At 68.3% G+C, this 24,395-nt stretch carries 21 protein-coding genes and 1 pseudogene; 12 read left to right on the forward strand and 10 right to left on the reverse strand.

The window, feature by feature from the left end:
* Positions 1–6 precede the first annotated feature (6 nt).
* Genes DFR39_RS12300 through DFR39_RS12310 form a run of 3 tightly spaced genes read left to right on the forward strand, consistent with a single transcriptional unit; the run spans position 7 to position 2,649 of the window.
* Positions 7–435 (forward strand): hypothetical protein, encoded by a 429-nt coding sequence (locus DFR39_RS12300; RefSeq protein ID WP_133603873.1) that lies wholly within the window; start codon positions 7–9, stop codon positions 433–435.
* Positions 422–1,552: an acyl-CoA dehydrogenase family protein gene (locus DFR39_RS12305; protein ID WP_133603874.1), complete on the forward strand. Its 1,131-nt coding sequence runs from the start codon at positions 422–424 to the stop codon at positions 1,550–1,552. Before DFR39_RS12300 ends, DFR39_RS12305 begins: the two co-directional genes overlap by 14 nt.
* Positions 1,553–1,572: 20 nt before the next feature.
* Positions 1,573–2,649, forward strand: a complete 1,077-nt coding sequence (locus tag DFR39_RS12310) for a GGDEF domain-containing protein (protein WP_133603875.1) — start codon at positions 1,573–1,575, stop codon at positions 2,647–2,649.
* 79 nt (positions 2,650–2,728) lie between these two features.
* Here the strand turns inward: DFR39_RS12310 and DFR39_RS12315 are convergent, their stop codons facing one another.
* Positions 2,729–4,762, reverse strand: a complete 2,034-nt coding sequence (locus DFR39_RS12315) for an alpha/beta hydrolase family protein (protein WP_133603876.1) — start codon at positions 4,760–4,762, stop codon at positions 2,729–2,731.
* 114 nt (positions 4,763–4,876) lie between these two features.
* Here DFR39_RS12315 and DFR39_RS12320 point away from each other — a divergent pair.
* Positions 4,877–5,083, forward strand: a pseudogene (locus DFR39_RS12320) (tRNA-specific adenosine deaminase); the annotation flags it as partial.
* Between the two features lie 30 nt (positions 5,084–5,113).
* Here DFR39_RS12320 and DFR39_RS12325 read toward each other — a convergent pair.
* On the reverse strand, positions 5,114–6,637 hold the full coding sequence (locus DFR39_RS12325; RefSeq protein ID WP_133603877.1) for a methyl-accepting chemotaxis protein: 1,524 nt from the start codon (positions 6,635–6,637) through the stop codon (positions 5,114–5,116).
* Between the two features lie 257 nt (positions 6,638–6,894).
* Here DFR39_RS12325 and DFR39_RS19865 point away from each other — a divergent pair, with 257 nt between their 5' ends.
* On the forward strand, positions 6,895–7,119 hold the full coding sequence (locus tag DFR39_RS19865; RefSeq protein WP_162849513.1) for a hypothetical protein: 225 nt from the start codon (positions 6,895–6,897) through the stop codon (positions 7,117–7,119).
* Between the two features lie 3 nt (positions 7,120–7,122).
* Here the strand turns inward: DFR39_RS19865 and DFR39_RS12335 are convergent, their stop codons facing one another.
* A complete protein-coding gene (locus DFR39_RS12335; protein ID WP_133603878.1) occupies positions 7,123–10,701 on the reverse strand; it encodes an indolepyruvate ferredoxin oxidoreductase family protein in 3,579 nt (1,192 codons plus the stop codon).
* 121 nt (positions 10,702–10,822) lie between these two features.
* On the opposite strand from DFR39_RS12335, the gene DFR39_RS12340 reads away from it, so the two are divergent.
* A complete protein-coding gene (locus tag DFR39_RS12340; protein ID WP_133603879.1) occupies positions 10,823–11,293 on the forward strand; it encodes an Lrp/AsnC family transcriptional regulator in 471 nt (156 codons plus the stop codon).
* Positions 11,294–11,311: 18 nt separating this feature from the next.
* Here DFR39_RS12340 and DFR39_RS12345 read toward each other — a convergent pair whose 3' ends face one another.
* Together DFR39_RS12345 and DFR39_RS12350 are read right to left on the reverse strand one after the other, a co-directional pair.
* Positions 11,312–13,267: a C1 family peptidase gene (locus DFR39_RS12345; protein ID WP_133603880.1), complete on the reverse strand. Its 1,956-nt coding sequence runs from the start codon at positions 13,265–13,267 to the stop codon at positions 11,312–11,314.
* A gap of 97 nt (positions 13,268–13,364) precedes the next feature.
* Entirely contained in the window at positions 13,365–13,595 is a 231-nt protein-coding gene (locus tag DFR39_RS12350; RefSeq protein ID WP_133603881.1) for a hypothetical protein, read from the reverse strand.
* A 43-nt stretch (positions 13,596–13,638) separates the two neighbouring features.
* On the opposite strand from DFR39_RS12350, the gene DFR39_RS12355 reads away from it, so the two are divergent.
* Complete coding sequence (locus DFR39_RS12355) at positions 13,639–14,316, forward strand: CBS domain-containing protein (RefSeq protein ID WP_162849514.1); 678 nt, start codon at positions 13,639–13,641, stop codon at positions 14,314–14,316.
* 110 nt (positions 14,317–14,426) lie between these two features.
* A complete protein-coding gene (locus DFR39_RS12360; protein ID WP_162849515.1) occupies positions 14,427–14,963 on the forward strand; it encodes a protein phosphatase CheZ in 537 nt (178 codons plus the stop codon).
* A 16-nt stretch (positions 14,964–14,979) separates the two neighbouring features.
* On the opposite strand, the gene DFR39_RS12365 is transcribed toward DFR39_RS12360, so the two are convergent.
* Positions 14,980–15,801 carry a M90 family metallopeptidase gene (locus DFR39_RS12365; protein WP_246030813.1) on the reverse strand — a complete coding sequence of 274 codons (822 nt, stop codon included), beginning with the start codon at positions 15,799–15,801 and terminating at the stop codon, positions 14,980–14,982.
* A gap of 76 nt (positions 15,802–15,877) precedes the next feature.
* On the opposite strand from DFR39_RS12365, the gene DFR39_RS12370 reads away from it, so the two are divergent.
* Together DFR39_RS12370 and DFR39_RS12375 are read left to right on the forward strand one after the other, a co-directional pair.
* Positions 15,878–17,065: a YbfB/YjiJ family MFS transporter gene (locus DFR39_RS12370; protein ID WP_133603884.1), complete on the forward strand. Its 1,188-nt coding sequence runs from the start codon at positions 15,878–15,880 to the stop codon at positions 17,063–17,065.
* 168 nt (positions 17,066–17,233) lie between these two features.
* Positions 17,234–18,061, forward strand: coding sequence for a lectin (locus tag DFR39_RS12375; protein WP_133603885.1), 828 nt, complete (start codon positions 17,234–17,236; stop codon positions 18,059–18,061).
* A gap of 24 nt (positions 18,062–18,085) precedes the next feature.
* Here DFR39_RS12375 and ylqF read toward each other — a convergent pair whose 3' ends face one another.
* Entirely contained in the window at positions 18,086–19,009 is a 924-nt protein-coding gene (ylqF, locus tag DFR39_RS12380; RefSeq protein ID WP_133603886.1) for a ribosome biogenesis GTPase YlqF, read from the reverse strand.
* A 155-nt stretch (positions 19,010–19,164) separates the two neighbouring features.
* Here ylqF and DFR39_RS12385 point away from each other — a divergent pair, with 155 nt between their 5' ends.
* Positions 19,165–19,464, forward strand: coding sequence for a flagellar basal body rod protein (locus DFR39_RS12385; protein WP_133603887.1), 300 nt, complete (start codon positions 19,165–19,167; stop codon positions 19,462–19,464).
* Positions 19,465–19,539: 75 nt separating this feature from the next.
* The gene (locus tag DFR39_RS12390; protein WP_133603888.1) at positions 19,540–20,313 is read left to right on the forward strand and encodes a ferredoxin--NADP reductase; all 774 of its coding nucleotides are present in this window, start codon (positions 19,540–19,542) and stop codon (positions 20,311–20,313) included.
* A 148-nt stretch (positions 20,314–20,461) separates the two neighbouring features.
* On the opposite strand, the gene DFR39_RS12395 is transcribed toward DFR39_RS12390, so the two are convergent.
* The 3 genes from DFR39_RS12395 to DFR39_RS12405 form a co-directional block, all read right to left on the reverse strand.
* Positions 20,462–22,087 (reverse strand): methyl-accepting chemotaxis protein, encoded by a 1,626-nt coding sequence (locus tag DFR39_RS12395; protein WP_133603889.1) that lies wholly within the window; start codon positions 22,085–22,087, stop codon positions 20,462–20,464.
* Between the two features lie 233 nt (positions 22,088–22,320).
* Positions 22,321–22,653, reverse strand: coding sequence for an energy transducer TonB (locus tag DFR39_RS12400; RefSeq protein WP_133603890.1), 333 nt, complete (start codon positions 22,651–22,653; stop codon positions 22,321–22,323).
* Positions 22,654–22,694: 41 nt separating this feature from the next.
* Positions 22,695–24,251, reverse strand: a complete 1,557-nt coding sequence (locus DFR39_RS12405) for a methyl-accepting chemotaxis protein (protein ID WP_133603891.1) — start codon at positions 24,249–24,251, stop codon at positions 22,695–22,697.
* Positions 24,252–24,395 lie beyond the last annotated feature (144 nt).

Below are 24,395 nucleotides of genomic sequence, written 5' to 3' on the forward strand. Positions count from 1 at the left end.
GCCTCGATGACGCTGCAGGAAGCACAGGCCTTCTTCACGCGCTATCGCGAGGCCTTCAACGCGGGTGATGGCGAGGCCGTGGCCGATCTCTGGCACAGCCCCAGCGCCATTGCCGACAGCCGCGAGGGTCTGGGCCGCGTGAGCTGGTGGGCCGAGGACGTGCCCATGCGCGCCAATATGCAGGCCCTGTGCGCGGTCTACCGCGATCTGGGGCCGCACGCCTGGTCTTTCGAGATCCGCGACCATATTCCCCTGGGTGCGAACCACGGCTTCAGCCATGTGGCCTGGACCCTGCGGCGCGCCGGCGACGAGCTGCCGCTGCAGCAGTTCTGCACCGGCTACCAGCTGGCCCGCCTGGCTCATGGCTGGCGCGTCCTGTTCTGTACCGCTTACCAAGAAGATCTATCGGAGACTCGAAAACATGTTGCTCAGTGAAGACCACCGCGCGGTGCAGGATGCCGTGCGCAGCTTTGTGCAGGACCAGATCGCGCCCAAGGCGGCCGAGTGGGACAAGAAGCACCACTTCCCCGCCGCCGAGCTCAAGGGCCTGGCCGAGCTGGGCTGCTACGGCGTGGCCGTGCCCACCGAGTACGACGGCGCGGGCCTGGACTATCTGGCCCTGGCCCTGATCCTGGAAGAGATCGCGGCCGGTGACGGCGCCACCTCCACCGTGGTCAGCGTCAACAACTGCCCGGTCTGCTCCATCCTGATGGCCTTTGGCAACGAGGATCAGAAGCAGCGCTTTCTCAAACCGCTGGCGCGCGGCGAGATGCTGGGCGCCTTCTGCCTGACCGAGCCGCATGTGGGCTCGGAGGCCGGCGGGCTCAAGACCACGGCCGTGCGCGAGGGCGATGAGTATGTGCTCAACGGCGTCAAGCAGTTCATCACCAGCGGCAAGAACGGCGATGTGGCCATCGTGATGGCCGTCACCGACAAGGCCGCGGGCAAGAAGGGCATCAGCGCCTTCCTGGTGCCCACGTCCACCCCGGGCTATATCGTCGCCCGCGTCGAGGACAAGATGGGCCAGCATGCCAGCGACACCGCGCAGATCAATTTCGAGAACTGCCGTGTGCCGGCCGCCAACCGCCTGGGCGAGGAGGGCCAGGGCCTGAAGATCGCGCTCTCGGGCCTGGAGGGGGGCCGCATCGGCATCGCCAGCCAGAGCGTGGGCATGGCGCGTGCCGCCTTCGAGGCGGCGCTGCGCTACAGCAAGGATCGCAGCAGCTTCGGCCAGCCCATCTTTCAGCACCAGGCCATCCAGTTCAAGCTGGCTGAGATGGCCACCCAGATAGAGGCCGCGCGCCAGCTGATCTGGCATGCCGCGGCCCTGAAGGACGCCGGTCAGCCCTGCCTCAAGGAAGCGGCCATGGCCAAGCTTTTCGCCAGCGAGATGGCCGAGAAGGTCTGCTCCGCCGCCATCCAGATCCATGGCGGCTACGGCTATGTGAGCGACTTCCCGGTGGAGCGCATCTACCGTGACGTGCGCGTGACCCAGATCTATGAGGGTACATCCGAGGTGCAGAAGATCCTGATCGGTCGCGCGCTGTCATGAGCTTGGGCTAAGCTGCGTGCATGGACGACGCAGCCCCCCTCGAGGCCGAGAACCAGCACCTGCGCCAGCAGCTTCAGGCGCTGCTGCAGGAGGCGCGGGCCAATGAGGAAAAGATGCGCCGCTTCGAGCGGCTGGAGCATCGCCTGATCGGCGCGGCTTCCTTGCAGGAACTGCTGCAGGTGTTGCTGCAGGACTATCGACAGGTCTTTGCCTTGGACGAGGTGAGCCTGGCCTTGGTGGACGGCGAGCAGGAGCTGGCGCGGCTCTTGGGTGCAGCTCAGCCTGCTGGTCTGCGCTTGCTGCCCGACGCGGCCGCGCTGCAGCGTCTGCATGGCGAGACCGATTTGCCTCAGCTGGGGGCTTTCAAGCCGGCGCGCCATGGCGAGCTCTTTGCTCATGTCATGGCTTCGGTGGCCCTGCTACCGATACGCCGTCACGGGCGGCTGATTGCCAGCCTGCACTTTGGGAGCCTGGACGCGCTTCGATACACCCCGGACGCCGGCACCCAGCTGCTGCAGCGCCTGGCCGGCATCCTGAGCGTGTGCCTGGAGAGCGCGCTCAACCAGGAGCGGCTCAAGCTGGCCGGGCTCACCGATGCGCTGACGGGCGTGCACAACCGCCGCTATTTCGAGCACCGCTGCCTGGTCGAGATCGCCCAGGCCCGGCGCCATCGCCATCCCCTGGCCTGTCTGTTCCTGGATATCGACGGCTTCAAGGCCATCAACGACCGCCACGGCCATGCCGCGGGCGATGTGGTGCTGCGCACCGTGGGCCAGAGCATCCTGGGCCAGCTGCGGGCCGGGGACACCATCGCCCGCTGGGGCGGCGAGGAATTCGTCGCCCTGCTGCCCCAGGCCGGTCAACAGCAGGCGCGCGAGATTGCCGAGCGCATACGCGGCCGCATCGCGGCCCAGGCGGTGGCGGCCTCGGAGCAACCCATTGCGGTGACCATCTCCATCGGACTGTCCCTGCTGGGTCACGATATTGCCGGGCGTGAGCCCGGCCAGCTGGCCCAGGACCTGCTGGCGGCCGCCGACCAGGCCCTGTATCGCGCCAAGCGTGAGGGGCGCAATCGGGTGGTGGCGGATTCGGCCTAGGGGCCGTGCACCCGGGGCCGGTCCAGGCGCAGCGCACCCGCCCTGTCTCGCGGGACTGCGTGCCCGCTGCGCTTGGGCGCTACTGCGTGGTCGTCGGGGCCGTCTGTTGCGGCTGCAGCGCGCGGGCCAGAAAGCGCTCCAGCGCCTGGAAGAACTGCAGCCGATGGCTGTTGCGGCCGAGGTAATGGTCGCCGTCCTCCAGCTCGATGTATTCATACGGCTTGCCGGCGCGCTTCAGGGCCTTGGCCATGTCGCGGCTCTGCTCGACCGGCACCACGCGGTCGGCCGTGCCATGCACCAGCAGCACCGGCACCCGGATGCGCTCGGCCTGCAGCGCCGGCGAGGTGGCGCGCAGGCGCTCGCGGTCGCCCCAGGCGCGGCCGATCTGGCGCTCCGCCATCGCGCGGCCGCCGATGTACTGGGCCTCGTGGGCGATCAGGTCCTGCAGGTCGCTCACGCCGGCAAAGCTGACCGCACAGCGGTACAGATCCGGCGTCTTCACCGCGCCCATCAGGGCGGCGTAGCCGCCATAGCTGCCGCCAACGATGCAGACCCGCTTCGCGTCGACGATGCCCTGGCCGATCGCCCAGGCCACCGCATCGCTGAGATCGTCCTGCATCTCCAGGCCCCAGCGCTGCAGGCCGGCGGCCGCGAAGTCGTGGCCATAGCCATCGGAGCCGCGGAAGTTGACCTGCAGCACCGCATAGCGCCGGCTGGCCAGGAACTCGGTCCAGGCATCGAAGTCCAGGTCGTCGCGGCTGTGCGGGCCGCCATGCGGCAGCAACACCAGGGGCAGCGGGCCGTCGCGCCCGGGCTGGTGGCCGCGCGGCAGGCTCAGGTAGGCGTTCAGCGCAAGACCGTCCCGGGCCTGGATGGTGGCATGCCGCTTGCCAACCAGCGCCTCGGGGCGCAGGGCCGGATGGTCCTTGCCGATCAGGGCCAGCTTGCCCGTGCGCCGGTCGCCGGCGAAGTACTCGCCGGGCTGGCCGTTGCCGCTGCTGTAGACCAGGTAGCGTTGCTCGTCGCGGCTGATCGCGATCAGTCGGTTCTCGCGCTGCGGGAGTGCCAGGTCGATCGCCTGCACCTGGGTGCGCCATTGAGGGTCCCAGAACTCGCTGCGCGAAGCCTCGCCGCTTTCCTCGTCCTGCGAGCCCTGCAGGCCGATCACCTCGCCGCTGGCCGGTGAGCGAAGCAAGCGGCCGCGGATGTCGTAGCGCGGATGGGCCAGCTTCAGGCTGCGCGGCAGCTCCGGCTGGTCCAGCCGCACCGTGAAGATCGCGTCGCGGCCCTCGTGGTTGGCCCTCACATAGAGTTCCTGCGGATCGCTGCCGAAGCCGAGCGGCCAGACCGCGTCGCGCTTGAAGCCATCGAAGGCCCACAGCGTGCGCCAGTTGCCGCCTTCGAGGGCGCGCTCGATCACCTCGTAGTGGCCCTCATGCTCGCGGATACCCAGACGCACACGGTGTTGGCGGTCGGTCATCCACTCGTACACGCGGCGCTCCGGCGCCTGCACCATATTGCGCTCGCCGGTCTCGATGTTCAGCCGGTAGACAGCCGGCAGTAGGCTGTCCGGCCCGCTGGCCAGCTGCAGCAGCACATGCTTGCCGTCTTCGGGCAGCCAATCGATCACGCGGTCCTGGATCTGCTGCGCAGTTTCAATTCCGCGCGCGCTGCCAGTGAAGCGATCGCGCTGTACCAGGTGCTGCAGGCCGCTTCCATCGGCCTTTACCGAGAGCAGGCGCGTCTCCTGCGTGCCGACGAAGTCGCGCCGCGAGGCGAAGCGCACACTGACCAGCAGCCGTTCGTTGTTGACCCAACGCGCCCAGTTGAGCATGAACTTCTGGTTGTCGCTGGACAGCACCGTGCGCATCTGGCTGCCCTGCAGCGGCCCGGTGATCAGCACGGTGCGGTCGGCCTCGTTCAGCAGCGCGGCGATCTGCTGGCCGTCCGGCGACAGCATCACGCCTGACAGCCGCGGCAGGCTGGCGATGATCTCCAGCGGCAGGGGCGGGGCTTCTGTTGCGCACGCCGGCATGGCGGCCAGCCACAGGCCGGCGGCGCACAGCAGCGCGCGCACCGGGCCGATGGCCCGGTGAGTACTTCTATTCTTCATCGACTCCCTCGGGGATTCTTCTTCTGAGCGCGCAGTATGCCCTGCGTTCGCCGGGCTGTATCAGCCCAGCCCGGTGAAGCCGTCGGGCGCGGGCCGGAAAGCCAGGCGGGTCATGGCGCCATCTTCTGGTCCGGCATCCGGCGCGTGGTCTTCGGCATCGACGCGGTGGCCCTGCGCGTGTTCCGCGGCGAGCTGGCCACGCAGCGCGATGCCGAGCTCTCCTGCCGAGCGGTCTTTGCCGCCTCGCCCCATGCCATCGGCTGCATCGGTCCGGTGCTGGGCGACGAGGCGGCTGGCGTGCACCAGGGCTTCTGGCGCTGAGCGCGCCCCGGGCCGCTGCGGCGGCGTCGTTCAGGCGAGCCTGAAGCGGTCCACCAGCTGCACCAGCTGCTGGGCCTGGCGCCGCAGGCTCTCCGCTGCCGCGCTGGTCTGCTCCACCAGGGCCGCGTTCTGCTGCGTGCCCTCTTCGATGCGCAGCACCGCGGCATTGAGGCCGGACACGCTCTGGCTCTGTGCCAGGCTGGCGCGGCTGATCTCCTGGATCAGGCCCGAGACGTCGCCGATGGCCTGCTCCACCTGCCGCATGGTTTGGCCGGCGGCGTGCACTTCCTGAGACCCGCGCTGCACGTTCTCGTTGCTGCCAAGAATCAAGCTGCGAATCTCACGGGCGGCCTGGGCACTGCGCTGGGCCAGCGTGCGCACCTCGCCGGCCACCACGGCGAAGCCGCGGCCCTGCTCGCCGGCTCGCGCCGCCTCCACCGCGGCGTTCAGCGCCAGGATATTGGTCTGGAAGGCGATGTTGTCGATGACCTCAATGATGCTCACCACCCGCTCGGAGGCGCCGTGAATGCTCTGCATGGTCTGCACCACGGTGGCAATGGCCTGGCCGCCGGCCAGGGCCACGCCGCTGGCCTTCTGTGCCAGCTGCTCGGCCTGGGCGGCGCCCTCGGCGTTCTTGCGCACGGTGCCATCCAGCTGGTCCATGGAGGAGGCCGTGCCCTGCAGGGCCGAGGCCTGCTGCTCGGTGCGTGCCGCCAGATCGCTATTGCCCGCCGCGATCTCGGCGCTGGCGGCGGCCACCTGCTCGGCGTTGTGGCGCACATCGCTCACCAGGGCTCGCAGCTGCTGCTGCATGGTGCCCAGGGCCTGGAGCAGCTGGCCCAGCTCATCGCGCCCCCCATTGGGAACGGGCGTGCTGAGATTGCCTTGGGCCACGGCGGCGGCCAGCTCGGCGGCGCTGCGCAAGGGGACGATGACCGAGCGGGTGATGAACACGCCGATGGCGACGCCCAGGACGCTGGCGAGCAGCATCAGGCTCAGGCTGAGCAGGGTGGCTTGATGGCCCGAGGCATAAGCCTGCTGCGCCACCGCCTGGCTGTGCCCGGCAATCAGCGCGGCCAGTTGCTGGAGGTTTTTGGCCGGCTCCCGGTCGAGCCCGCGCACCACCATATCGCCGATGGACGGGTCCAGGCCGTTGTCCTGGAACTTTTCCAGGCCCTGCCGATACGCCTCGCCCATCTTGCGGTGGCTGAGCTGGAACTGCTGGGCCAGCGCGCCTTGCTCGGGTGTGAGTCGCGGAATCAGGGCCTGGACCTTGCTTTGCACCGCGGACTCCTCGGCCTGGAAGGCCTGCCAGTGCTTGTTGAACAGCGCGGTGTCCGAGCCGCGCAGCAGCACGTTCTTCCACTCCTGGACCTGCGTCTTGAAGTGGCTCTCCAGCTCGGCGGCCTCTCGCTCGGCCGCCATATGGCTGAGCACCTCGGTGTTGAAGACCTGCAGGGCCTGTCGGGCCGTCCAGAGTCCAAAGAATCCGGCGGCCAGGGTCAGCACCAGGGTCAGTGCAATGGCCAGGGGGAGTTTCCTGCTCAGCTTCATTCGTACTACCTGTGAATGGAAAGGAGTCGGCTAGGTGCCGGAATGAAATTTTTCGTTACGGGCTTTCCCCAGTCCACCGCATTTAGATGACGGTCTGATGTCACTGTGCATTAGTTCACAAGGACTAGCTCGACACCCTGGGTCCCGCCTGAGAACCCTCGACTTGGGCGTGATCAAACGTATGTCACGGGCGGTAGTGCATGATGGGTGTTAGGGGCCGTCGGGTGAGACGGCCCGCACTTTCAAGCGAGGCAGTGATGGGCACGATTGCGATGACCTTCTTCCTGGAGTCGGAATTCGGCACCGAAGTCGAGCTGCCCCGCAGCGGCAGTGCGCTGGAGCAGCCCCTGGTCTACGACCAGGCGGCACGCGAGCTGCAGGGGCTGGCCGCCCGGGGGCGGCTGCAGATCCTGCAGCTGCATGAGTCCTCCCAGAACGGGCAGACCCTGATCGACAGGCTGAGCTTTCGCCGCCTCAGCTGAGCTTCACAGCTCGGCCACGCCCTTGATGCGCACGGGCTGGGCCTCGGCCACCACCGGGCCGGCATCGGCGCGGCCATGGAAGCGGTCCAGCAGGTCCTTCCACTGGGCCCGCACCGTCACCACATGGGCCAGCTTCACATGGCCGTAGCCGCGGATCTTCTCCGGCAGGCGGGCCAGCTGCACCGCCAGGTCCAGCTTCTCGGCGCTCAGCTGCGGCAGCAGCTCGGCGATCAGGGCCTCGTAGTCCGCAATCAGCTGGCGCTCCATGCGGCGCTCCTCGGTCTTGCCAAAGATATCGAGCGCCGTGCCGCGTAGGCGCTTGAAGCGGGCCAGGGTCTTGAGGGCCTTGAAGGTCCAGCTGCCCAGCTCGATCTTCTTGGCATGGCCGTTCGCATCGGGCTTGGACAGCAGGGGCGGGGCCATATGGAAGCTGATGCGCTCCCAGCCCTCGAACTGGGCCTTGAGCGCGGCCTCCCAGCGGCCGTCGGTGTAGAGGCGCGCCACCTCCCACTCGTCCTTGATGGCCAGCAGCTTGGCGTAGTAGCGGGCCACGGCCTTGGTCAGGCGCTCGGCGCGGCCAGCCTCGCCCAGCCGCGCCTCGGCGGCGCGGACCTGGTCCACCAGGGCCCGGTAGCGCTGTGCGTAGGCGGCGTCCTGATAGTCGGTCAGGTGCTGCATGCGGCGGGCGATCAGACCCTCGGGGCCGTCCAGCTTGTCCTTACCCAGCAGCAGCTGCACCGGCTGGACTGAGCTGTCGCCGCCGGCCAGGCGCTTGAGCGCCTCGGGCGCGGCGATGGCCAGGCGACCCAGGGCGAAGGCGGTCTTGTTGCCCTCCACGGCCACGCCGTTGAGCTCGATGGCGCGCATCAGCGCCGCCTCGCTCAGAGGAATCAGGCCGCGCTGCCAGCAGGCGCCCAGCATGATGATGTTGCTGGGCATGGTGTCGCCCATCAGCTGCTGGGCAATGGCCTGGGCGTCGATGCTGGACAGCAGGGCGCTGTCGTTGCCGACCGCGTGCAGCATCTTGGCCAGCAGGGAGTTGGCCTGCAGGCTGGCATCGGGGTTGCGCACAAAGGCGGCCGTGGGCAGCTCATGGGTGTTGGCCAGGATCACGGTGCGGCCGGCCTTGACCGTGCCCAGGGCATCGGGGCTGGCGCCCACCACCATATCGCAGGCCAGCAGCACATCGGCCTGCTGGGTGTCGATGCGCACCTGATTCAAGAGGTCCTGCGTGGGGGCCAGGCGCACGAAGCTGAGGACCGAGCCTCCCTTCTGGGCAAAGCCCATGAAGTCCAGCACCGAGGCCTGCTTGCCTTCCAGATGCGCGGCCATGCTGACAAGAGCCCCCACGGTCACCACGCCGGTGCCGCCCACGCCGGTGACCAGCAGGTCGAAGGGGCCCGTCCAGGTCCAGGCGGCGGGCGCGGGGATGGCGGCCAGCTCGCGGGCCAGGTCTTGCGCGGTGTATCCCGCGCCCACCTTCTTCTTCAGCTGGGCGCCATGCACCGAGACAAAGCTGGGGCAAAAGCCATTGACGCAGCTGAAGTCCTTGTTGCAGCTGCTCTGCTCGATGGCGCGCTTGCGGCCAAAGTCGGTCTCGACCGGCACGACGGAGAGGCAGTTCGAGGCCTGGCCGCAGTCGCCGCAGCCCTCGCACACGGCCTCGTTGATGAAGAGGCGCTTGGGCGGATCGGGGAATTCACCCTTCTTGCGGCGGCGGCGCTTCTCGGCGGCGCAGGTCTGGTCGTAGATCAGCACCGTGACGCCCTCGATCTCCCGCAGCTCGCGCTGCACGGCGTCGAGCTCGCTGCGGTCGTGGAAGGTGGTGCCGGCGGGGAAGAGGTCGTGGTGGCCCTCGTACTTGCCGATGTCGTCGCTCACCACCACCAGGCGCTTGACGCCCTCGGCCTCCACCTGGCGGGCGATCTGGGGCACGCTGGTCGTGCCGTCCACCGGCTGGCCGCCGGTCATGGCCACGGCGTCGTTGTAGAGGATCTTGTAGGTGATGTTGGCGCGCGCCGCGATGGCCTGGCGGATCGCAAGGTAGCCCGAGTGGTAGTAGGTGCCGTCGCCCAGGTTCTGGAACACATGCTTCTCGGTGGTGAAGCGGCTGTGCGCCGCCCAGTCCACGCCCTCGGCGCCCATCTGGATCAGGCCGGAGGTGCCGCGCTCCATCCAGCTGGCCATGAAGTGGCAGCCGATGCCGGCCAGGGCCCGCGAGCCCTCGGGCAACTTGGTGGAGGTGTTGTGCGGGCAGCCCGAGCAGAAGTAGGGCTGGCGGCGCACGCCGTCGGCGGCGTTGGACAGCAGGCAGGGCGTGAGGAAGTCCACCACCAGATGGCGGCGGTCCAGGGCCGGGTTCAGGCGGGCCAGCCAGTCGGCCACCGTGGGCATGATGCGGCTGGGCCGCAGCTCACCCAGGGACGAGAGCACGGCCGCGCCCTGCTCATCGCTCTTGCCCACCACGCGCGGTCGCTGGGCGTCGGGCAGGTGGTAGAGCAGTTCCTTGATCTGGCGCTCGACCACCGGGGCCTTTTCCTCGATCACCAGCATGTCGGTCAGCCCTTGGGCGAACTCGCGGATGCGCGTGGGCTCCAGCGGGAAGACCAGGCCCACCTTGTAGACCCGCACGCCGGCCGCGGCCAGGGCATTGGGGTCCAGGTCCAGGCGGCGCAGCACCTCCATGAAGTCGTAATGCGCCTTGCCGACCGTCACGATGCCCAGGGTGGCGCGCGGGCTCACGACGATGTGCTTGTCGATGCTGTTGAGCTTGGCAAAGGCCAGCACCGCCTCCAGCTTGTGGGCCAGGCGCGACTCCAGCTCCAGCGAGGGCAGGTCCACCGAGCGGATGTGCAGATTGGTGGGAGGCTGGTGATCCACCGGCAGCTCGAAGTCCAGCGGCACCGAGTCCAGGTCCACGGTCATGCCGGACTCCACCACCTCGGAGATGGCCTTGAAGCCCACCCAGGTGCCGGAGAAGCGCGAGAGCGCCCAGCCGTAGAGCCCGAACTCCAGGTACTCGGCCACATTGGCCGGGTGCACGATGGGCATGCTCCAGGCCTGCAGGGCCAGATCGCTCTGGTGCGGGGTGCTGGAGGACACGCAGCCATGGTCGTCGCCACAGACCACCAGCACGCCGCCCTGGGGCGCCGTGCCGTAAACATTGCCGTGCTTGAGCGCATCGCCCGAGCGGTCCACGCCCGGACCCTTGCCGTACCACATGGCAAACACGCCATCCACCGTGCGCTTGGGGTCCAGGGCCACGCGCTGCACACCCAGGCAGGCGGTGGCCGCCAGGTCCTCGTTGATCGCGGGCAGGAAGTTGATCTGGGCCGGGTCCAGGAACTTCTTGGCCTTCCACAGCTGCTGGTCCACCATGCCCAGGGGCGAGCCGCGGTAGCCGGAGACGAAGCCCGCGGTCTTGAGGCCGGCGCGCTCGTCCAGGGCCTTCTGCGCCAGCAGCAGGCGCACCAGGGCCTGGGTGCCGGTCAGAAAGACCTGGCCCTGGTGGGCGCCCAGATTGTCCGAGAGCTTGTAGTCGCGCAGGGCGACATCCCGCGGCGGGGTGGTGGGCTGGGTCATCGCGGTCTCCTGGCTCTGGCTGGACAAGCGGGAGATTTTTCTTCAGGCAGTCCGGAGTTTCTTACTCTGATCGACGCGGTCAAGGGTCTACACGAGATAATTCAACTCGCTGGAGTCTTTTATGGGAAATGAACATTTCGACCGGGCGACACGCATGATTCTGGAGGCCCTGCAGGCCGACAGCCGGCTGAGCAACCAGGCCCTGGCCGAAAAGGTGGGCCTGTCGGCCACGCCGGTGTGGCGCCGCATCAAGGAGCTGGAGGACAGCGGCGTGATCCGCCGCCACGTGGCCCTGGCCGACCGCGAGAAGCTGGGCCTGTCCATCTGCGTGCTGGCCAATGTGAGCCTGGTGCGGCACAGCGAGGGCGCGGTGGAGGCCTTTGAGGCCATGGTCGCCGGCAGCCCCGAGATCATCGAGTGCCAGGCCATCACCGGCGAGGCCGACTATGTGGTCAAGGTGGTGGCACCGGACATGAAGGCCTACGACCAGTTCCTGCAGAGCAAGGTCTTCAAGGTGGCCGGTGTGGCCAGCGTGCGCAGCAATGTGGTGCTGCGCGAGGTCAAGTACGAGACGGCCCTGCCCGTGCCCTGAGGGCTGGGCCGTCCTTGATCAACGGCCCTTGAGCTCCAGCTGCCGGCGCTGCTCGCGCAGCGAGCTGGCCGAGCGGCCGAAGCTGATGGCGCCCAGCTGCGCCGGCTTGGCCTCCAGGATGCGGGCGAAGGTGGAGCGCACGGTGTCGGGGTCGTCGTCGAAGTCGCCGTGGTGGCGGGCGCTGCTGAGCGGGGCGCGGCCCTTGTCCGGCGCCAGCACCAGGCGCGCGCCCCCGTTCTTGCCGAACAGCGCGGCCAGCTCCGCATCGGCCGCGATGCAGTGCTGCAGGCCCAGCAGGGGCGTGCCGGCTTGCAGCCCGGGAATGCGCTGGCGCGCCTCGAAGGCGTGGGACACCAGGTAGAGCAGGGACTTGTTGTAGAGCTGGGCGCAGTGGTCGTCCTGCTCGGTGGCGTCGTCCAGGGCATAGACGGCCAGGTCCTCGATGCCACCCTTGTTCAGCGCCGGCAGGTACTCGCGCTTGAAGAGCTCGGTGCTGCAGGCCGGGGCCCAGAGCGTGCACGTGCGGATCTTGAGCCCGGCCGCATTCAGCAGGCCCACCACCGGGGCCAGCAGGATGGACCCGGCGCTGTGCGCCACCAGATGGATCTCCAGATCCTTCTCGGCCTGGGCGAGCTCGGCCAGATGCCGCACCACCCGCCAGGCCGCACCACCCTGTCGTGAGGCGGCCAGGGCGTTCTCCTTCATCTCGTCCCAGGCGGCCTTGCCGGTGAGCTGGCGCGCCACCGGCTCCAGCAGATCGTCCAGGCGGTCCAGCAGAAAGTCCTTGGCGGCATCGAAGGCGCCCTCGGGGCGGCGGCGGCGCACGGCGTCCTGCAGGATATTGCTGACCGTGCTCCAGTAGTCGCTCTTCCAGATGAAGGCCAGGGGATAGACCCCGCCCTCGAGCAGGGCCGGGCGGTACTCGGCCAGGCGCTGCAGGGCCGCCGCCTCGCTGACCAGGCCGCCGTGCGTATAGAGCAGCACGCGCTTCTTGGGCCAGGCGGCCAGGGTCTGGCCCAGATCCTCGCGGAACAGGGTGGCCAGCTCCTCCTCGCTGAGCCCGTACTCGCCGCCGGGCCGCAGCCGGCCCTCATTGCCCACGCTCACCACATGCGGGCGCAGCGCGGCAAAGCTGGTCTTGGCCGCGCCGCTGGGCGCGCTCGCGGCCGCGGCCGCGCTCTGCGCCGGCGCGGCCAGCTGCACCGGCACGCCCAGGCGCGCCACCCAGACATCGGTGGCATGGCGCAGCCAGTCGGCATAGGCGATGCGGGCAAAGCCCTGGCGGCCCCAGTCCGGCCCCCAGGAGTTCTGGATCCAGAAGCCCTCGGCGTCATAGGCCACGATGGCGAAGGCGTGGCCGCCCTCGGGTGTCTCGCGCGGGCTGATCAGGCCGTCCTCACCCACCTCGTCCCAGCCCGCATGCACCATGGAGGTGGCAAAGAGGATGCCTACCTCGGCCAGGGCCGCGTGCATGGCGACCAGGTCCTTGTGGTTGACGCGCAAATAGGCGCCCAGCGGGCGCTGCTGTGCGTCCTGCACCCGCGCCTGGGTCAGGCCGCCGGTGGCGCCGCGCTTGAGCTTGTAGGGCCAGGCGCTCTCGGCGCAGACCCCGTGCTTGTGCCAGCCCTTCATGGCGCCGCGGGCGCTGGAGCCGGCGTAGGCCTCGCCCGGCCATTCGTCGTAGCGGCGCGCCATGTCGTAGAGCATGCGCGGGCTCACGGGCGTGGCATCGGGCACCACCTTGCGGCGGCGCAGCAGGTAGTTGGCCACTGTGGCCAGGCCGAAGCCGGTGCAGGCGCCTTCCTGCCCCTGGTCCAGGATGGGCACGCCATGTGCTTGGTAGTCCTCCAGGGCGATGCGCGTGGGCACCTCCACCAGACTGGGCTGGTACATGCGGTCGCGAAAGTCCAGGGTGTCGCGGCGTGCATCGAGCACGCGCCTGGGCCGGGTGTCTGCTTGTCTCTTGCTGACCATGTGATTGCCCCTTGTGAGGGGCGCAGGGTGCCAGCCCAGGCCGGCGCTGCCCATCCCCAGCAAAGGGGAGGGCGCCGTCCTGGATCGCGCGGCGCGCTTACTCGGCGGGCTTTTCGGGCGAGGACGCGACCGCGTCCATCGTGGTCTCGATGACCTTGCCGCCCACCTTGACGCCGGTGCTGACCACGGCGCCCGTGACGCTGATGGCGGCCCCTGCGGCCGCCCCCGCTACGCTCACGACGGCGCAGCCCGAGAGGCTGAGCGCCAGCAGGGGCAGGAGGACGATCAGGGCGCTGGCGCGACGAAACGGGGGCAGTTTGCTGTGCATGCCCGCATTGTGCCCAAGGCCCGGCTTGTGCCATGCTCGGCCCATGTTCGCCGTGTATGGACTGCAGGGGCGGCTCTACAGCGGGCCGCTGGATCGGGTGCGGGAGCTGGGTGCGGTGCAGGCCGTGGCCCGGCTGCGGGCGCTGGCGCCCGTGCAGCAGCAGGACGAACCCGATCTGGCCGAGCGCCTGGCGGCGCGCGAGCCGGGGCCTGCGCGTGGTGGTGGGGTGGCGGCGAGCAGCCCGGCTCTGGCCGCCTATGCCCAGGCCGCCGGCACCGACGAGCGCCAGCCTTTGAGCCTGGTGCATCAGCTCATGAGCCGAAAACTGGTCACGGTGCCGCTGGCCGCGACTGTGGGCCAGGCCTGGTCGCTGCTGGCGCGGGCGCGGGTGGGCCAGGCGCCGGTGCTGGACCCGGCGGGGAGTCTGGTGGGGCTGATCAGCCGCGCCGACCTGCTGCGCGACGATCGCCTGCCGGCCGAGCTGGCCGAGATCGAGGCCTGGCAGGCGCGCCTGGCCGCACCGGTGGCCGCGCTGATGTGGAGCCCGGTTCCCAGTGCGCAGCCGGACACCGGCGTCAGGGAGGCGGCCCAGCTGCTGCTGGAGCTGCGCCTGCCCGGTCTGCCGGTGCTTGACGAGCAGGGCGTGCTGCAGGGCTTCTTGTCGCGCAGCGACCTCTTGCGCGCCCTGACGCACGAACCCCCGCTGGATCTCTGGAGTTGAGCGGGAAGGCCTGGCCGCGCCGCTTGAAGTGCGCGGCGGCGTGAAAAATCCCGCTGTCTGGCGCTGCCGCCTTGGTTCGGAATTCCCCTGCCACCCTTAGCATGCTGCGCATGTCGTACGCCGCCAGCACCCCGTCCAGTCATCAAGCCCTTGAGCAGCTCGCCCACGAGCTGCCGGATGCCTGCGAGCGGCTGGCCTATGTCAAGGAAATGACGGCCCAGGCCGCCAACAAGGTGCTGGGCCTGGTGGATGAGGGCATGGACAAGGCCGAGCAGGTGCGTCGCCAGGGCAAGGACCTGTCCGAATCACTGGCGCGCCTGGCCACCTCGCCGGACCTGAGCGTGGAGCGTGCGCGGGCCATGATGCGGCTGTGCGCGGCCTATGCGGCCTCGGCCGCCGCCTTCGCCGAGCGGGAGAAGAGCCTGCACGGCGAGATCATGATGGCGCAGGACTTCCAGGATCTCTCGGGCCAGGTCATCAACAAGGTCATCCGCATGCTGGAGCATGCCGAAGAGCCCTTGAATGCCCTGGTGGGCGAGTTCGCACCGCCGGTGGCTGCCGCCGATCAGCTGCAGGGGGTGCAGACGCCCGACAAGGCCCTCAAGCAGGACGATGTGGACGATCTGCTGGCCTCGCTGGGCTTCTGAGCAGCCGCGCCCGCGACTACCAGGACGTCGGGTTGAGCTGGTAGAAGCCTGAGAGCAGGCTGTACAGCGCCGGGTGCTGGGCTTGCAGGGCCTGCGGGCGCTCGAAGAAGACCTCGCTGGCCACAGCGAAGAACTCGGCCTGATCGACGCTGCCGTAGGCGTTGAGCAGGGTTTCTTCACCGCGCGCCACGCGCTCTTGCAGTCCCCGGTACTCCGCTTGCATGATGGCCGACCACTGCCGCAAGGCCTGAGCATTGGCTTGGACTGGCGTGCCATCCGCCTGGCCGGTGACTTGGTCGAGCTGATGGGCAAACTCGTGGATCACCACGTTTCGACCGTCCTGTGGATCGGCCGCGTCCGCCAGCACATCCTGCCAGGACAGCAAGACCTGGCCCTGGCTCCAGGACTCGCCAGCCAGCAGCTGACGTTCTTCACGCTGCAGCCCGCCGGCTTCCTGTCTCAGGCGGTCCACGTAGAAGGCGCTCGGATAGAGCAGCACCTGGCGCAGCCGGGGATAGAGGCCGCGGGCATCCCCCAGCAGGGGCAGGCAGGCCAGGGCGGCGATGGTGACCCGCATCTCGTCGTTCACCCGCAGACCGGCGCAGCCAATGATGGGCTTCTCGGCCAGAAAGACCTGCATCAGCCCCTTCAGGCGCAGCTGCAGATCGGCGGGCAGCCGGGCCACCAGCGGCACGCGCCGGCGCAGCTGGCGCCGCCAAGCGGCCGGGAAGGGCTGGTGGGCCAGGCGCAGGCGGCGTTGCTCGCGCAGCCAGGGCTGGATCAGCAGGGCGATGACCAGGGCCAGGGCCAGGCCGCAAACGATCAGAAAAGCCATCATGGGGCGGACGTCCTCGGGGTTTTCCGCAGATGGCCGCAGCGGCCCGGCTTTCAAGTCTGCGTTTACCCTTGTCCCCATGCATGACACGCCGCCCCGTCTACGCGCCTGGCAGGTCACGGTGGGCGGCATTGCCGGCCTGGTGCTGACCATAGGCCTGGCCCGCTTTGCCTACACGCCCTTGCTGCCGCTGATGCAGGCCCAGGCCGGACTCAGCGATCTGGCCGCGGGCGCCCTGGCCGCCTGCAACTATCTGGGCTACATCAGTGGCGCCTTGCTCACGGCCTGGCTGGAGGACGTGCGCTGGCGCCATCGCCTTTACGGCTGGGGCCTGGTGCTGGCCCTGCTGAGCACGGCCATGATGTCCTTTAGCGCCGAGCCCTGGGTCTGGGCCCTGTCGCGCTATCTGGGCGGGCTGACCGGTGCGGCCGGCATGCTGCTGGGCTCGGGCCTGGTGCTGGGTTGGTTGATGCGTGCCGGCCGCCGCCCCGAACTGGGCCTGCATTTCACGGGTCTGGGTCTGGGCATCGTGGTCTCTGCGCTGGGGGCCATGCTGATGGGCCGCTGGGAGATGGGCTGGGTGGCGCAGTGGCAGGGCTTTGCGCTGCTGGGCCTGCCGCTGCTGGCCCTGGCCTGGTGCTGGCGCCCGCCCGTGCCCCCGCCGGCCTCGGCGGCGCCAGTCACGCCGGGCCCGCGCCGGCGCTGGATGCGGCTGATGGCAGCCATGTATTTCTGCGCCGGCTGGGGCTTTGTGATCAGTGCCACCTTTACCGTGGCCATTGTGGAGCGCCAGCCCCTGCTGGCCGGGCAGGGGCCCTGGGCCTGGCTGCTCGTGGGGCTGGCGGCCACGCCGGCGGTCTTTCTGTGGGATCGGGTGGCGCGCCGCCTGGGGGAGTTGCGCGCCCTGCATTGGGCCCTGCTGCTGCAGCTGGCCTCGGTGCTGCTGCCGGCGCTGTCGGCCAGCCTGGGTGCGGCACTGGCCGGCGCCCTGCTGTATGGCGCCACCTTCATCGGCATTGTCAGCCTGACCCTGGCCCTGGTGGGGCGGCGCTCACCGGGCAATCCGGGCAAGGCCATGGCCCGGCTGACCCTGAGCTATGGTCTGGCCCAGGTCAGCGCGCCAGCGCTGGCGGGCTGGCTGACCCAGCGCAGCGGCAGCTACCAGGCGGCGCTGTGGCTCACGGCCCTGATCCTGCTGCTGGGCATGGCACTGCTGTGGCGCTTGGCGCGCGAAGACGGCACGGCGTCCGCGCCGCCGGCGGCTTGAGGTCCGGTCGTCAGCCGCACGGGCTGATGCTGCGTTGTAGCGTCGTGCGGACTCTCAAGGTGCGCCTGGCGCTGCGCCGCTTTTGGCAGGCGACGGCTCGCACGCCCCGTGATACCGTCCGCCGCCAAGGCACGCAAGCGGGCTTGCAGCTTGTACGAAGAAGAAACCATGAAATCGATCAATACCGCGCGGCCGGCGCGACAGACCCTGGTGATGGCCCTTTGCATGGCCCTGCTTGTCTCGCCCGCGGCGGCGCAGCAGGAGCGGACGCTGGAACTGCGTTCCGAGGGTGATCTTGTGTCCAGCCGGCTGCCCGCGGGCACCCGCGATGTCGAGCTGGAGCAGCAGTTGGGCGGGGCCTGCCGCTTTAACCGCAGCTGGGGTTATGACCTCAGCCAGATGGAGCTCTGGGTGAACGAGGGCTGTGCTGCGCGCTTTCGTCTGATCGGGGAGTTCCGCGAGTCCGACCGCCAGGAGCCGGGCGAGGGCTCGGCCGAGTCCTCGTCCTCGAGCAACGCGGTGGCGGCGGTGGCCGCGGTGGCTGCCATTGCCGGCCTGGCCTTGCTGGCCTCCAAGTCGCGCGACAAGAACGAGGGCTCGGGAGACTGGAACGGTCAGCAGGGCTATGGGCGCCAGATCCGGGGGGCCGGAGGGCTGTGCCTGGACATCAGCGGGCGCGTGCGCGAAGGCGCTCCGGCCATCATCTACGGCTGCAACAACGGCGCCAACCAGCGCTTTGAATGGGGCCCGCGCGGCGAGATCCGGGTGGGCGGGCTGTGCTTGGACGTGGCCAATGGCGACCGCGGCAACGGGGCCGGCGTAATCGCGTTCCGCTGCAATGGCGGCGAGAACCAGCGCTGGCGTTCGCGCAGCGGGCAGATCCGCTCGGCCATGAACGGCAAATGCCTGGATGTGCGGGATGCCCGCATACGCCCCGGCCAGCCGGTGCAGATGTGGGACTGCCACGGTGGGCAGAACCAGCGCTGGTGGTGGTGAGGCGTCGGCGGACAGCCTGAGGGTTCAGCCGCTGCGGCGCAGGCGCTTGCGCTCGGCGGCCGCCTCCTGGCGGCGCAGCTCTTCCTGCTCGCCCAGCAACACCCAGCGGTCGAACTCCGCCGGGGTTTCCAGCGTGATGCGGCCCAGCGTGCCCTGACGGAACTCGTACATCAGGATTTCCGCCGCCTTTTGCAGATTCACCCGGCCGCCACTGAGCACGGCGCCGCGCTTTCTGCCCAGCTGCTCCAGCAGCTCCTCGTCGCTGAGCTCGGGGGCGATCTCCAGCTTGTAGCGCTCCTGCAGCTGGGCGGCGTAGTGCTGGCGCAGATAGGCCAGCAGCTCCACCGCCACCTCTTCCTCGACAAAGGCATTGCGCCCGATGGCGCCGCTGGCCGCCAGATTGAAGCCGGACTGCGGCACCAGGATCTTGGGCCAGAGCATGCCGGGGGTGTCGAAGAGGTAGAAGTCGTTCTCCAGCACCAGCTTCTGCTCGACCTTGGTGATGCCCGGCTCGTCGCCGGTCTTGGCCGCGCGCTTGCCCATCAAGGTGTTGATCAGGGTGGACTTGCCCACATTGGGAATGCCGCAGATCAGCACGCGCAGGGGCTTGGCCATGCCGCCGCGCAGGGGGGCCAGCTCGCGACAGGCGCTCATCAATGCCTTGGCCGGCGCCGTGATGCTGGCGTCCAGGCCTATGGCCCGGGTGTCGGGCAAGGCGTTGTAGTGGGCCAGCCACTCGGCGGTGCGCGCCGGATCGGCCAGATCCTGCTTGTTCAGCAGCTTCAGTGTGGGCTTGCCCTGGGTGAGCTGGGCCAGCAGGGGGTTGCGGCTGGAGCCGGGCAGGCGGGCGTCCAGCAGCTCAATCACCACGTCCAGGCCCGCCTTCATGCGTTCCTTGATCGCGTAGCGGGTCGAATTCATATGACCCGGGAACCACTGGATGCTCATCGATGTCCTGCTGTCGCCATGCTGCAAAGTCCGCATTGTCTCCGCCGCTGCGTGTGAAGTTGGCGGGTGTCCGTGCTTCTTTTTCGCATTTGGGCCTCAAGTTTGCGTGGCAGCTGCCGATCTTCGGGAGGTCTGCAGCTGTTTTGGAGGCTCTCATGGCCGTCAGCATGTCCACCGCCCTGTCTGGGCTCTCGGCCGCCCAGGAGCGGCTGCGCGCCTCTGCCCACAACACGGCGAACTTGCAGACCCAGGATTTCCGGCCCGAGCGCGTGGTCCTGGCCACCTCCGAGAGCGGCGGTGTGCAGGCCGAGGTCGAGCGCGGACGCGAGACCCAGGTCTCGGCCGAGCGCGAACTGGTGGAGCAGCGCAGCGCCACCTACACCTATGTGGCCAATCTGCGGGTGCTGGAGACCCAGCTCAGGGCCCAGGGAAGCTTGCTGGACATCAAGGCTTAAGGATATAAGTAGCCGGTATTTGCTGCGTTGCACAAGCGCTCGTTAAAATCGTGGGTTATTACTTAAGCCCCGCTCATGAGTGCTTTCAACGAAGAACAGGTGCTGAGCGTCCGTCACTGGACCGACCGGCTGTTTAGCTTCACCACCACCCGCGACACCGCCTTCCGTTTCCAGAACGGGCATTTCACGATGCTGGGCCTCAAGGTGGACGGCAAGCCCCTGCTGCGTGCCTACAGCGTGGCCAGTGCCAACCATGAAGAGCATCTGGAGTTCTTCAGCATCAAGGTGCCCGACGGTCCGCTGACCTCGCGCCTGCAGCATCTGCAGCCCGGCGACAAGCTGCTGATCGGCCGCAAGCCAACCGGCACCCTGCTCATCGACTACCTGAACCCGGGCAAGAATCTGTGGCTGCTCGCCACGGGCACGGGTCTGGCGCCCTTCCTGAGTGTGATCCGTGATCCGGCGACCTACGAGCGCTTCGAGAAGGTCATCCTGGTGCATGGCTGCCGCGAGGTGGCCGAGCTGGCCTATCAGGACCTGATCTCGAAGGAGCTGCCGCAGGACGAGTTCCTAGGCGAGTTCGTCAGCAAGCAGCTGCTGTACTACCCCACCGTGACCCGCGAGCCCTTCCGCAACCAGGGCCGGATCACCGACCTGCTGGAGCAGGGCAAGATCGAGGCGGATCTGGGTCTGCCCAAGCTGGACGTGGCCAATGACCGCGTGATGATCTGCGGCAGCCCTGGCATGCTCAAGGATCTCAAGACCATGCTGGAGACCCGGGGCTTCGTCGAGGGATCGACCCAGACCCCCGGCCACTTTGTGATCGAACGCGCCTTCGTGGAGCAGTAAGCCTCGGCCTCTGAGCGCCCGCTCGCGCTGGTGTTGAGCCCGCGCCCGCCGTGTCGGTCAAACCGAAACGGCGGGCGCTGTCACATGGGCTGCTTGAGTTGAAACTGCCGGTGGTGCGTCCTTGGGCAGCAGGGACCAGACTTGGGTTTCAGGCGCGCGCTGCTTTGGCGGCTCGGCGCAGGGCCACGGCATCGGGCAGGGCATCGGCGGCCTGACCCAGCAGCCGGAATACGCCCACGGAGTCCGCCACCTCTTGGGCTTTTTCGTTCAGTCCCATGGCAGCGGCCGAGACCTCCTCGACCAGAGCGGCATTCTGCTGGGTCAGGCTGTCCAGTTCGGACACGGCCGCATTGATCTGGTCCATGCCCTGCATCTGTTCATGCATGCCCTGGCTGATGCGCTGAATCAGGCCGCACACATCTTCCACGGCGTGCTGCACCTCGCCCATGGCGTGGCGAGCACTCTGGACCTGCGCATCACCCTCGGCCACGCGTTCGCTGGAGGCCTGAATCAGTCCGCGCACTTCCTTGGCGGCCTCGGAGGTGCGCTGGGCCAAGGTGCGCACCTCGGCGGCAACGACCGCGAAGCCGCGGCCCTGTTCGCCCGCCCGCGCCGCCTCCACGGCGGCGTTCAGCGCCAGGATATTGGTCTGGAAGGCGATGGAGTCCACAACCTGAATGATGTCGGCAATGCGAGCCGAGGCCCGGCTGATGTTTTCCATGGTGGTCGCCACGGCCGCCACGGCCGCGGCGCTGCGTTGGCTGACCTCACGCGCGGCATCGGCCTGGCTCGCGGCATTGGCCGCCATCTCGGTGCTGGCATGCACGGTGGAGGTGATCTGCTCCATCGAGGATGCCGTCTCCTGGAGGCTGCTGGCCTGGCTCTCGGTTCGGCCTGAGAGGTCCTGGTTGCCGGCCGATATGGCCTGCGAACCTTGGCGTACCTGCATCACGCCGATGCGGGCGTCGCGCACGATGGACATCAGGTTGACATTGAGTTGGGCGAGGGCGGTGATGACACGCCCGATCTCATCGCGCCGGGTGTTCTTGATGTGCTGCGTCAGATCGCCCGCGGCAATGCGGTTGGCAAAGTTCACCAGACTCTCGATCGGCGCGATTGCCGCGCGGCGCAGGTACCAGCCGCCCAGCAAGGTCAGCAGTGCCACCAGGACAACACCGCCGGTGGTGGCCCAGCCACCGCCGTTAGCCAGTTTATGGCCCAGATACAGGCCGCTGAGCCCGGACAGCAGCACCACCAGGTTCATGCGTGCGCCCAAGCTGAGTCGCAACAGTTCGCGCAGGCGTCCGATGAGGGAGCGGTCGATCAACTGGCCCTGACGCAGGCGCAGAGTCCCCTGCGGTCCTTGATCGCGCATGCGGGTGTAGAGCCGCTCGGCACGCTCCACATCTTCACGCTCCGGCTCGGTGCGCACCGACATAAAGCCGTTGGGCCGGCCCTGCTCGTCCAGCAGGGGCGTGACATTGGCTTGCACCCAGTAGTGGTCGCCGTCTTTGCGGCGGTTCTTCACCAGGGCCGACCATGGCAAGCCGGCCTGGATGGTTTCCCACATGTCTCGGAAGGCCTCGGCCGGCATGTCGGGATGCCGGATCATGTTGTGGGGCTGCCCCATCAACTCCTCGCGTTGGTAGCCACTGACGCTCACAAACGCGCTATTGCAGTAGAGGATTCGACCTTGAAGGTCGGTGGTGGACACCAAGGTTTCGCCGCGCGGAAAGGGGAACTCGCGCTGGCTCACGGGGCCATTGTTTCGCATCTAGACACTCCCTGATGTAAGCCGCCCGGGGAAGGGCGGCAACAAGCTGTCCGGCGCACTTGGCTGCTTGGGATGGTGTTGTGCGCATAGCGAGCATACGCGACGCGACTCAAGACTGGCTAGCCGAAGGCAGGCTTGTGGCACAAACACCGAGTGGCGAGTGACTGGCAGATCAAAAAGAAAGCCCGCCGTAAGGCGGGCTTGTCAGGGCGCGGCGCTGCGTCCGGCTTTGCTCAGTCCTCGTTGCGGAAGACCAGCTTGACCTCGTGCGTCTGCTTCTCGCCGCTGGCCTCGAAGCGCCAGTCCATCAGGGCGCGGGTCACGGCCTTGTCGAAGACACGGCGCGGCTCGGCCTCCACGATGGCAACCTCGGTCACCTTGCCGTCGGCATCGATGCTCAGCTTGGCCTTGACCACGCCGGAGCTGATGGACTGCTGAGCGGCTTCACGCGGAAACTCCGGCGGCACCTTCTTGATGACCTTGGGGGCGGCGGCCTGGGCGGCCAGGCTCAGCATCAGGGCGCTGGCGGCCAGGATCTGGAACAGGGGGCGGAGGGACGGCTTCATGGGGACCTCGTCTTGATGTCGTTGTACGGGGGGAGTGGGTTTCAGGCGCGCTGCGGGGCTGCGCGGAAGAATCCGATTGCATCCAGCAGGCGGGTGGAGCTTTCCTTGAGCTCGTCGGTGGAGCGGCTGAGTTCGTCCACCAGGGTGGTGTTCTGCTGCGTGGTGCGATCAAGCTCGTTCATGGCGGTGTTGACCACGCCCACGCCAGCAGCTTGTTCCTGGGCCGAGTGCGAGATTTCCTCGATCAGCTGACCCATGTTGTTGACCTCGTCCACCACCGAACGGATGGTGGCGCCCGCGTTGTTGACCAGGGCGGTGCCGGCCTCGACCTTGACCGAGGATTCCTGGATCAGCACCTTGATCTCCTTGGCGGCCTGGGCACTGCGCGAGGCCAGGGCGCGCACCTCGGAGGCCACCACGGCGAAGCCCTTGCCATGCTCGCCGGCACGGGCGGCTTCCACCGCGGCATTCAGTGCCAGGATATTGGTCTGGAAGGCGATGCCATCGATCACGCCGATGATGTCGCCGATCTTCTTGGAGCTCTGGCTGATCGCTTCCATGGTGTTGACCACCTCGGTCACCACGGCGCCACCGGCCGAGGCCGATTGGCGGGCCTTGCTGGCGATGCCGGCGGCCTTGCGAGTGAGCTGGCTGGCGCCGGTCAGGTTGGATGCGATCTGTTCCACCGAGGAGGCGGTGTTCTGCAGGCTGGCGGCCGAGCGCGCGGTACGGTCCGACAGGTCCTGGTTGCTGCCGGCGATCAGGCCGGAGTTGTGGGCCACCTCGCCGGCGGCCGAGCTCACGCTCTGCACCACGCCCGACAGGGCCACCTGCATATCGCGCATGGCGCTCAGCATCTGCGACAGCTCGCACTTGCCCTCGACCTCGATACGCTGAGTCAGATCGCCGGCAGCGATTGCTTGGGCCGCGGCCTGTGCCTTACGGGCGGGCAGCACGATGGAGCGGGCGATGGTGAAGCCGCCGCCCACGCCGATCACGACGGCCACGACCACCAGCAGGGCCGTGATCACGATGGCATTGCGGGCCAACTCGCCGCCGGACACGGCCAGATCGCGGGCATTGCTGAACTGCAGATCCACCAGGCCCTTGAGGCTGGCTTGGTAGGCCTGCTGGGCCGGGCGCACGTCGGTGATCAGGCTTTCGCGCGACTCGTCGGGATTGCCGGCCTCGGCGATCTTGCGGAACTTGGCCACGGCCGCCAGAAACTTGACCTCCGTCTCGCGAACCTGGGCGATCAGTTCCTTTTCCTTGCCGTCGGCGCCGGCGCCCAGGCTGGCGAGCTGCTTCTCGGTGTCGGCAATCGCCTCATCCATGGCGGCGTTCTGGCGCTTGATCTGGCGGGCCTCGTCCAGCAGGATCAGGTCGCGGGACGCGCGGGCGATCACGTTCACATTGCCTTCCAGCGCATTGGCGGCGGCAATCTTCACCAAGCTGGTGTTGGCGGTGCTGTCCAGGTCCTGGGCCAAGCGGCTGGCATTCTGCGCGCCAAAAGCGCCGACCACAATCAGCAGCACGGCCAGCAGCACATAGCTGATGGTCAAACGGTGGCTGATGCGCATCTGCGACAAGAGCTTCATCGGGGATCCCTCGGTTTGATCGGTTCGGTGATGTCTGGGTTCCGCGTTACGGAACGTGTCAGCACTATCGGTCCGAAAACACCGCGATTGAGGGGGGCGCCGTAAGCTCGGTGAAAGCGCGTGAAAAAGATCGCGGACGAAGGG

It is taken from the genome of Roseateles asaccharophilus (genome assembly GCF_004362405.1).
Taxonomy (GTDB): domain Bacteria; phylum Pseudomonadota; class Gammaproteobacteria; order Burkholderiales; family Burkholderiaceae_C; genus Kinneretia; species Kinneretia asaccharophila.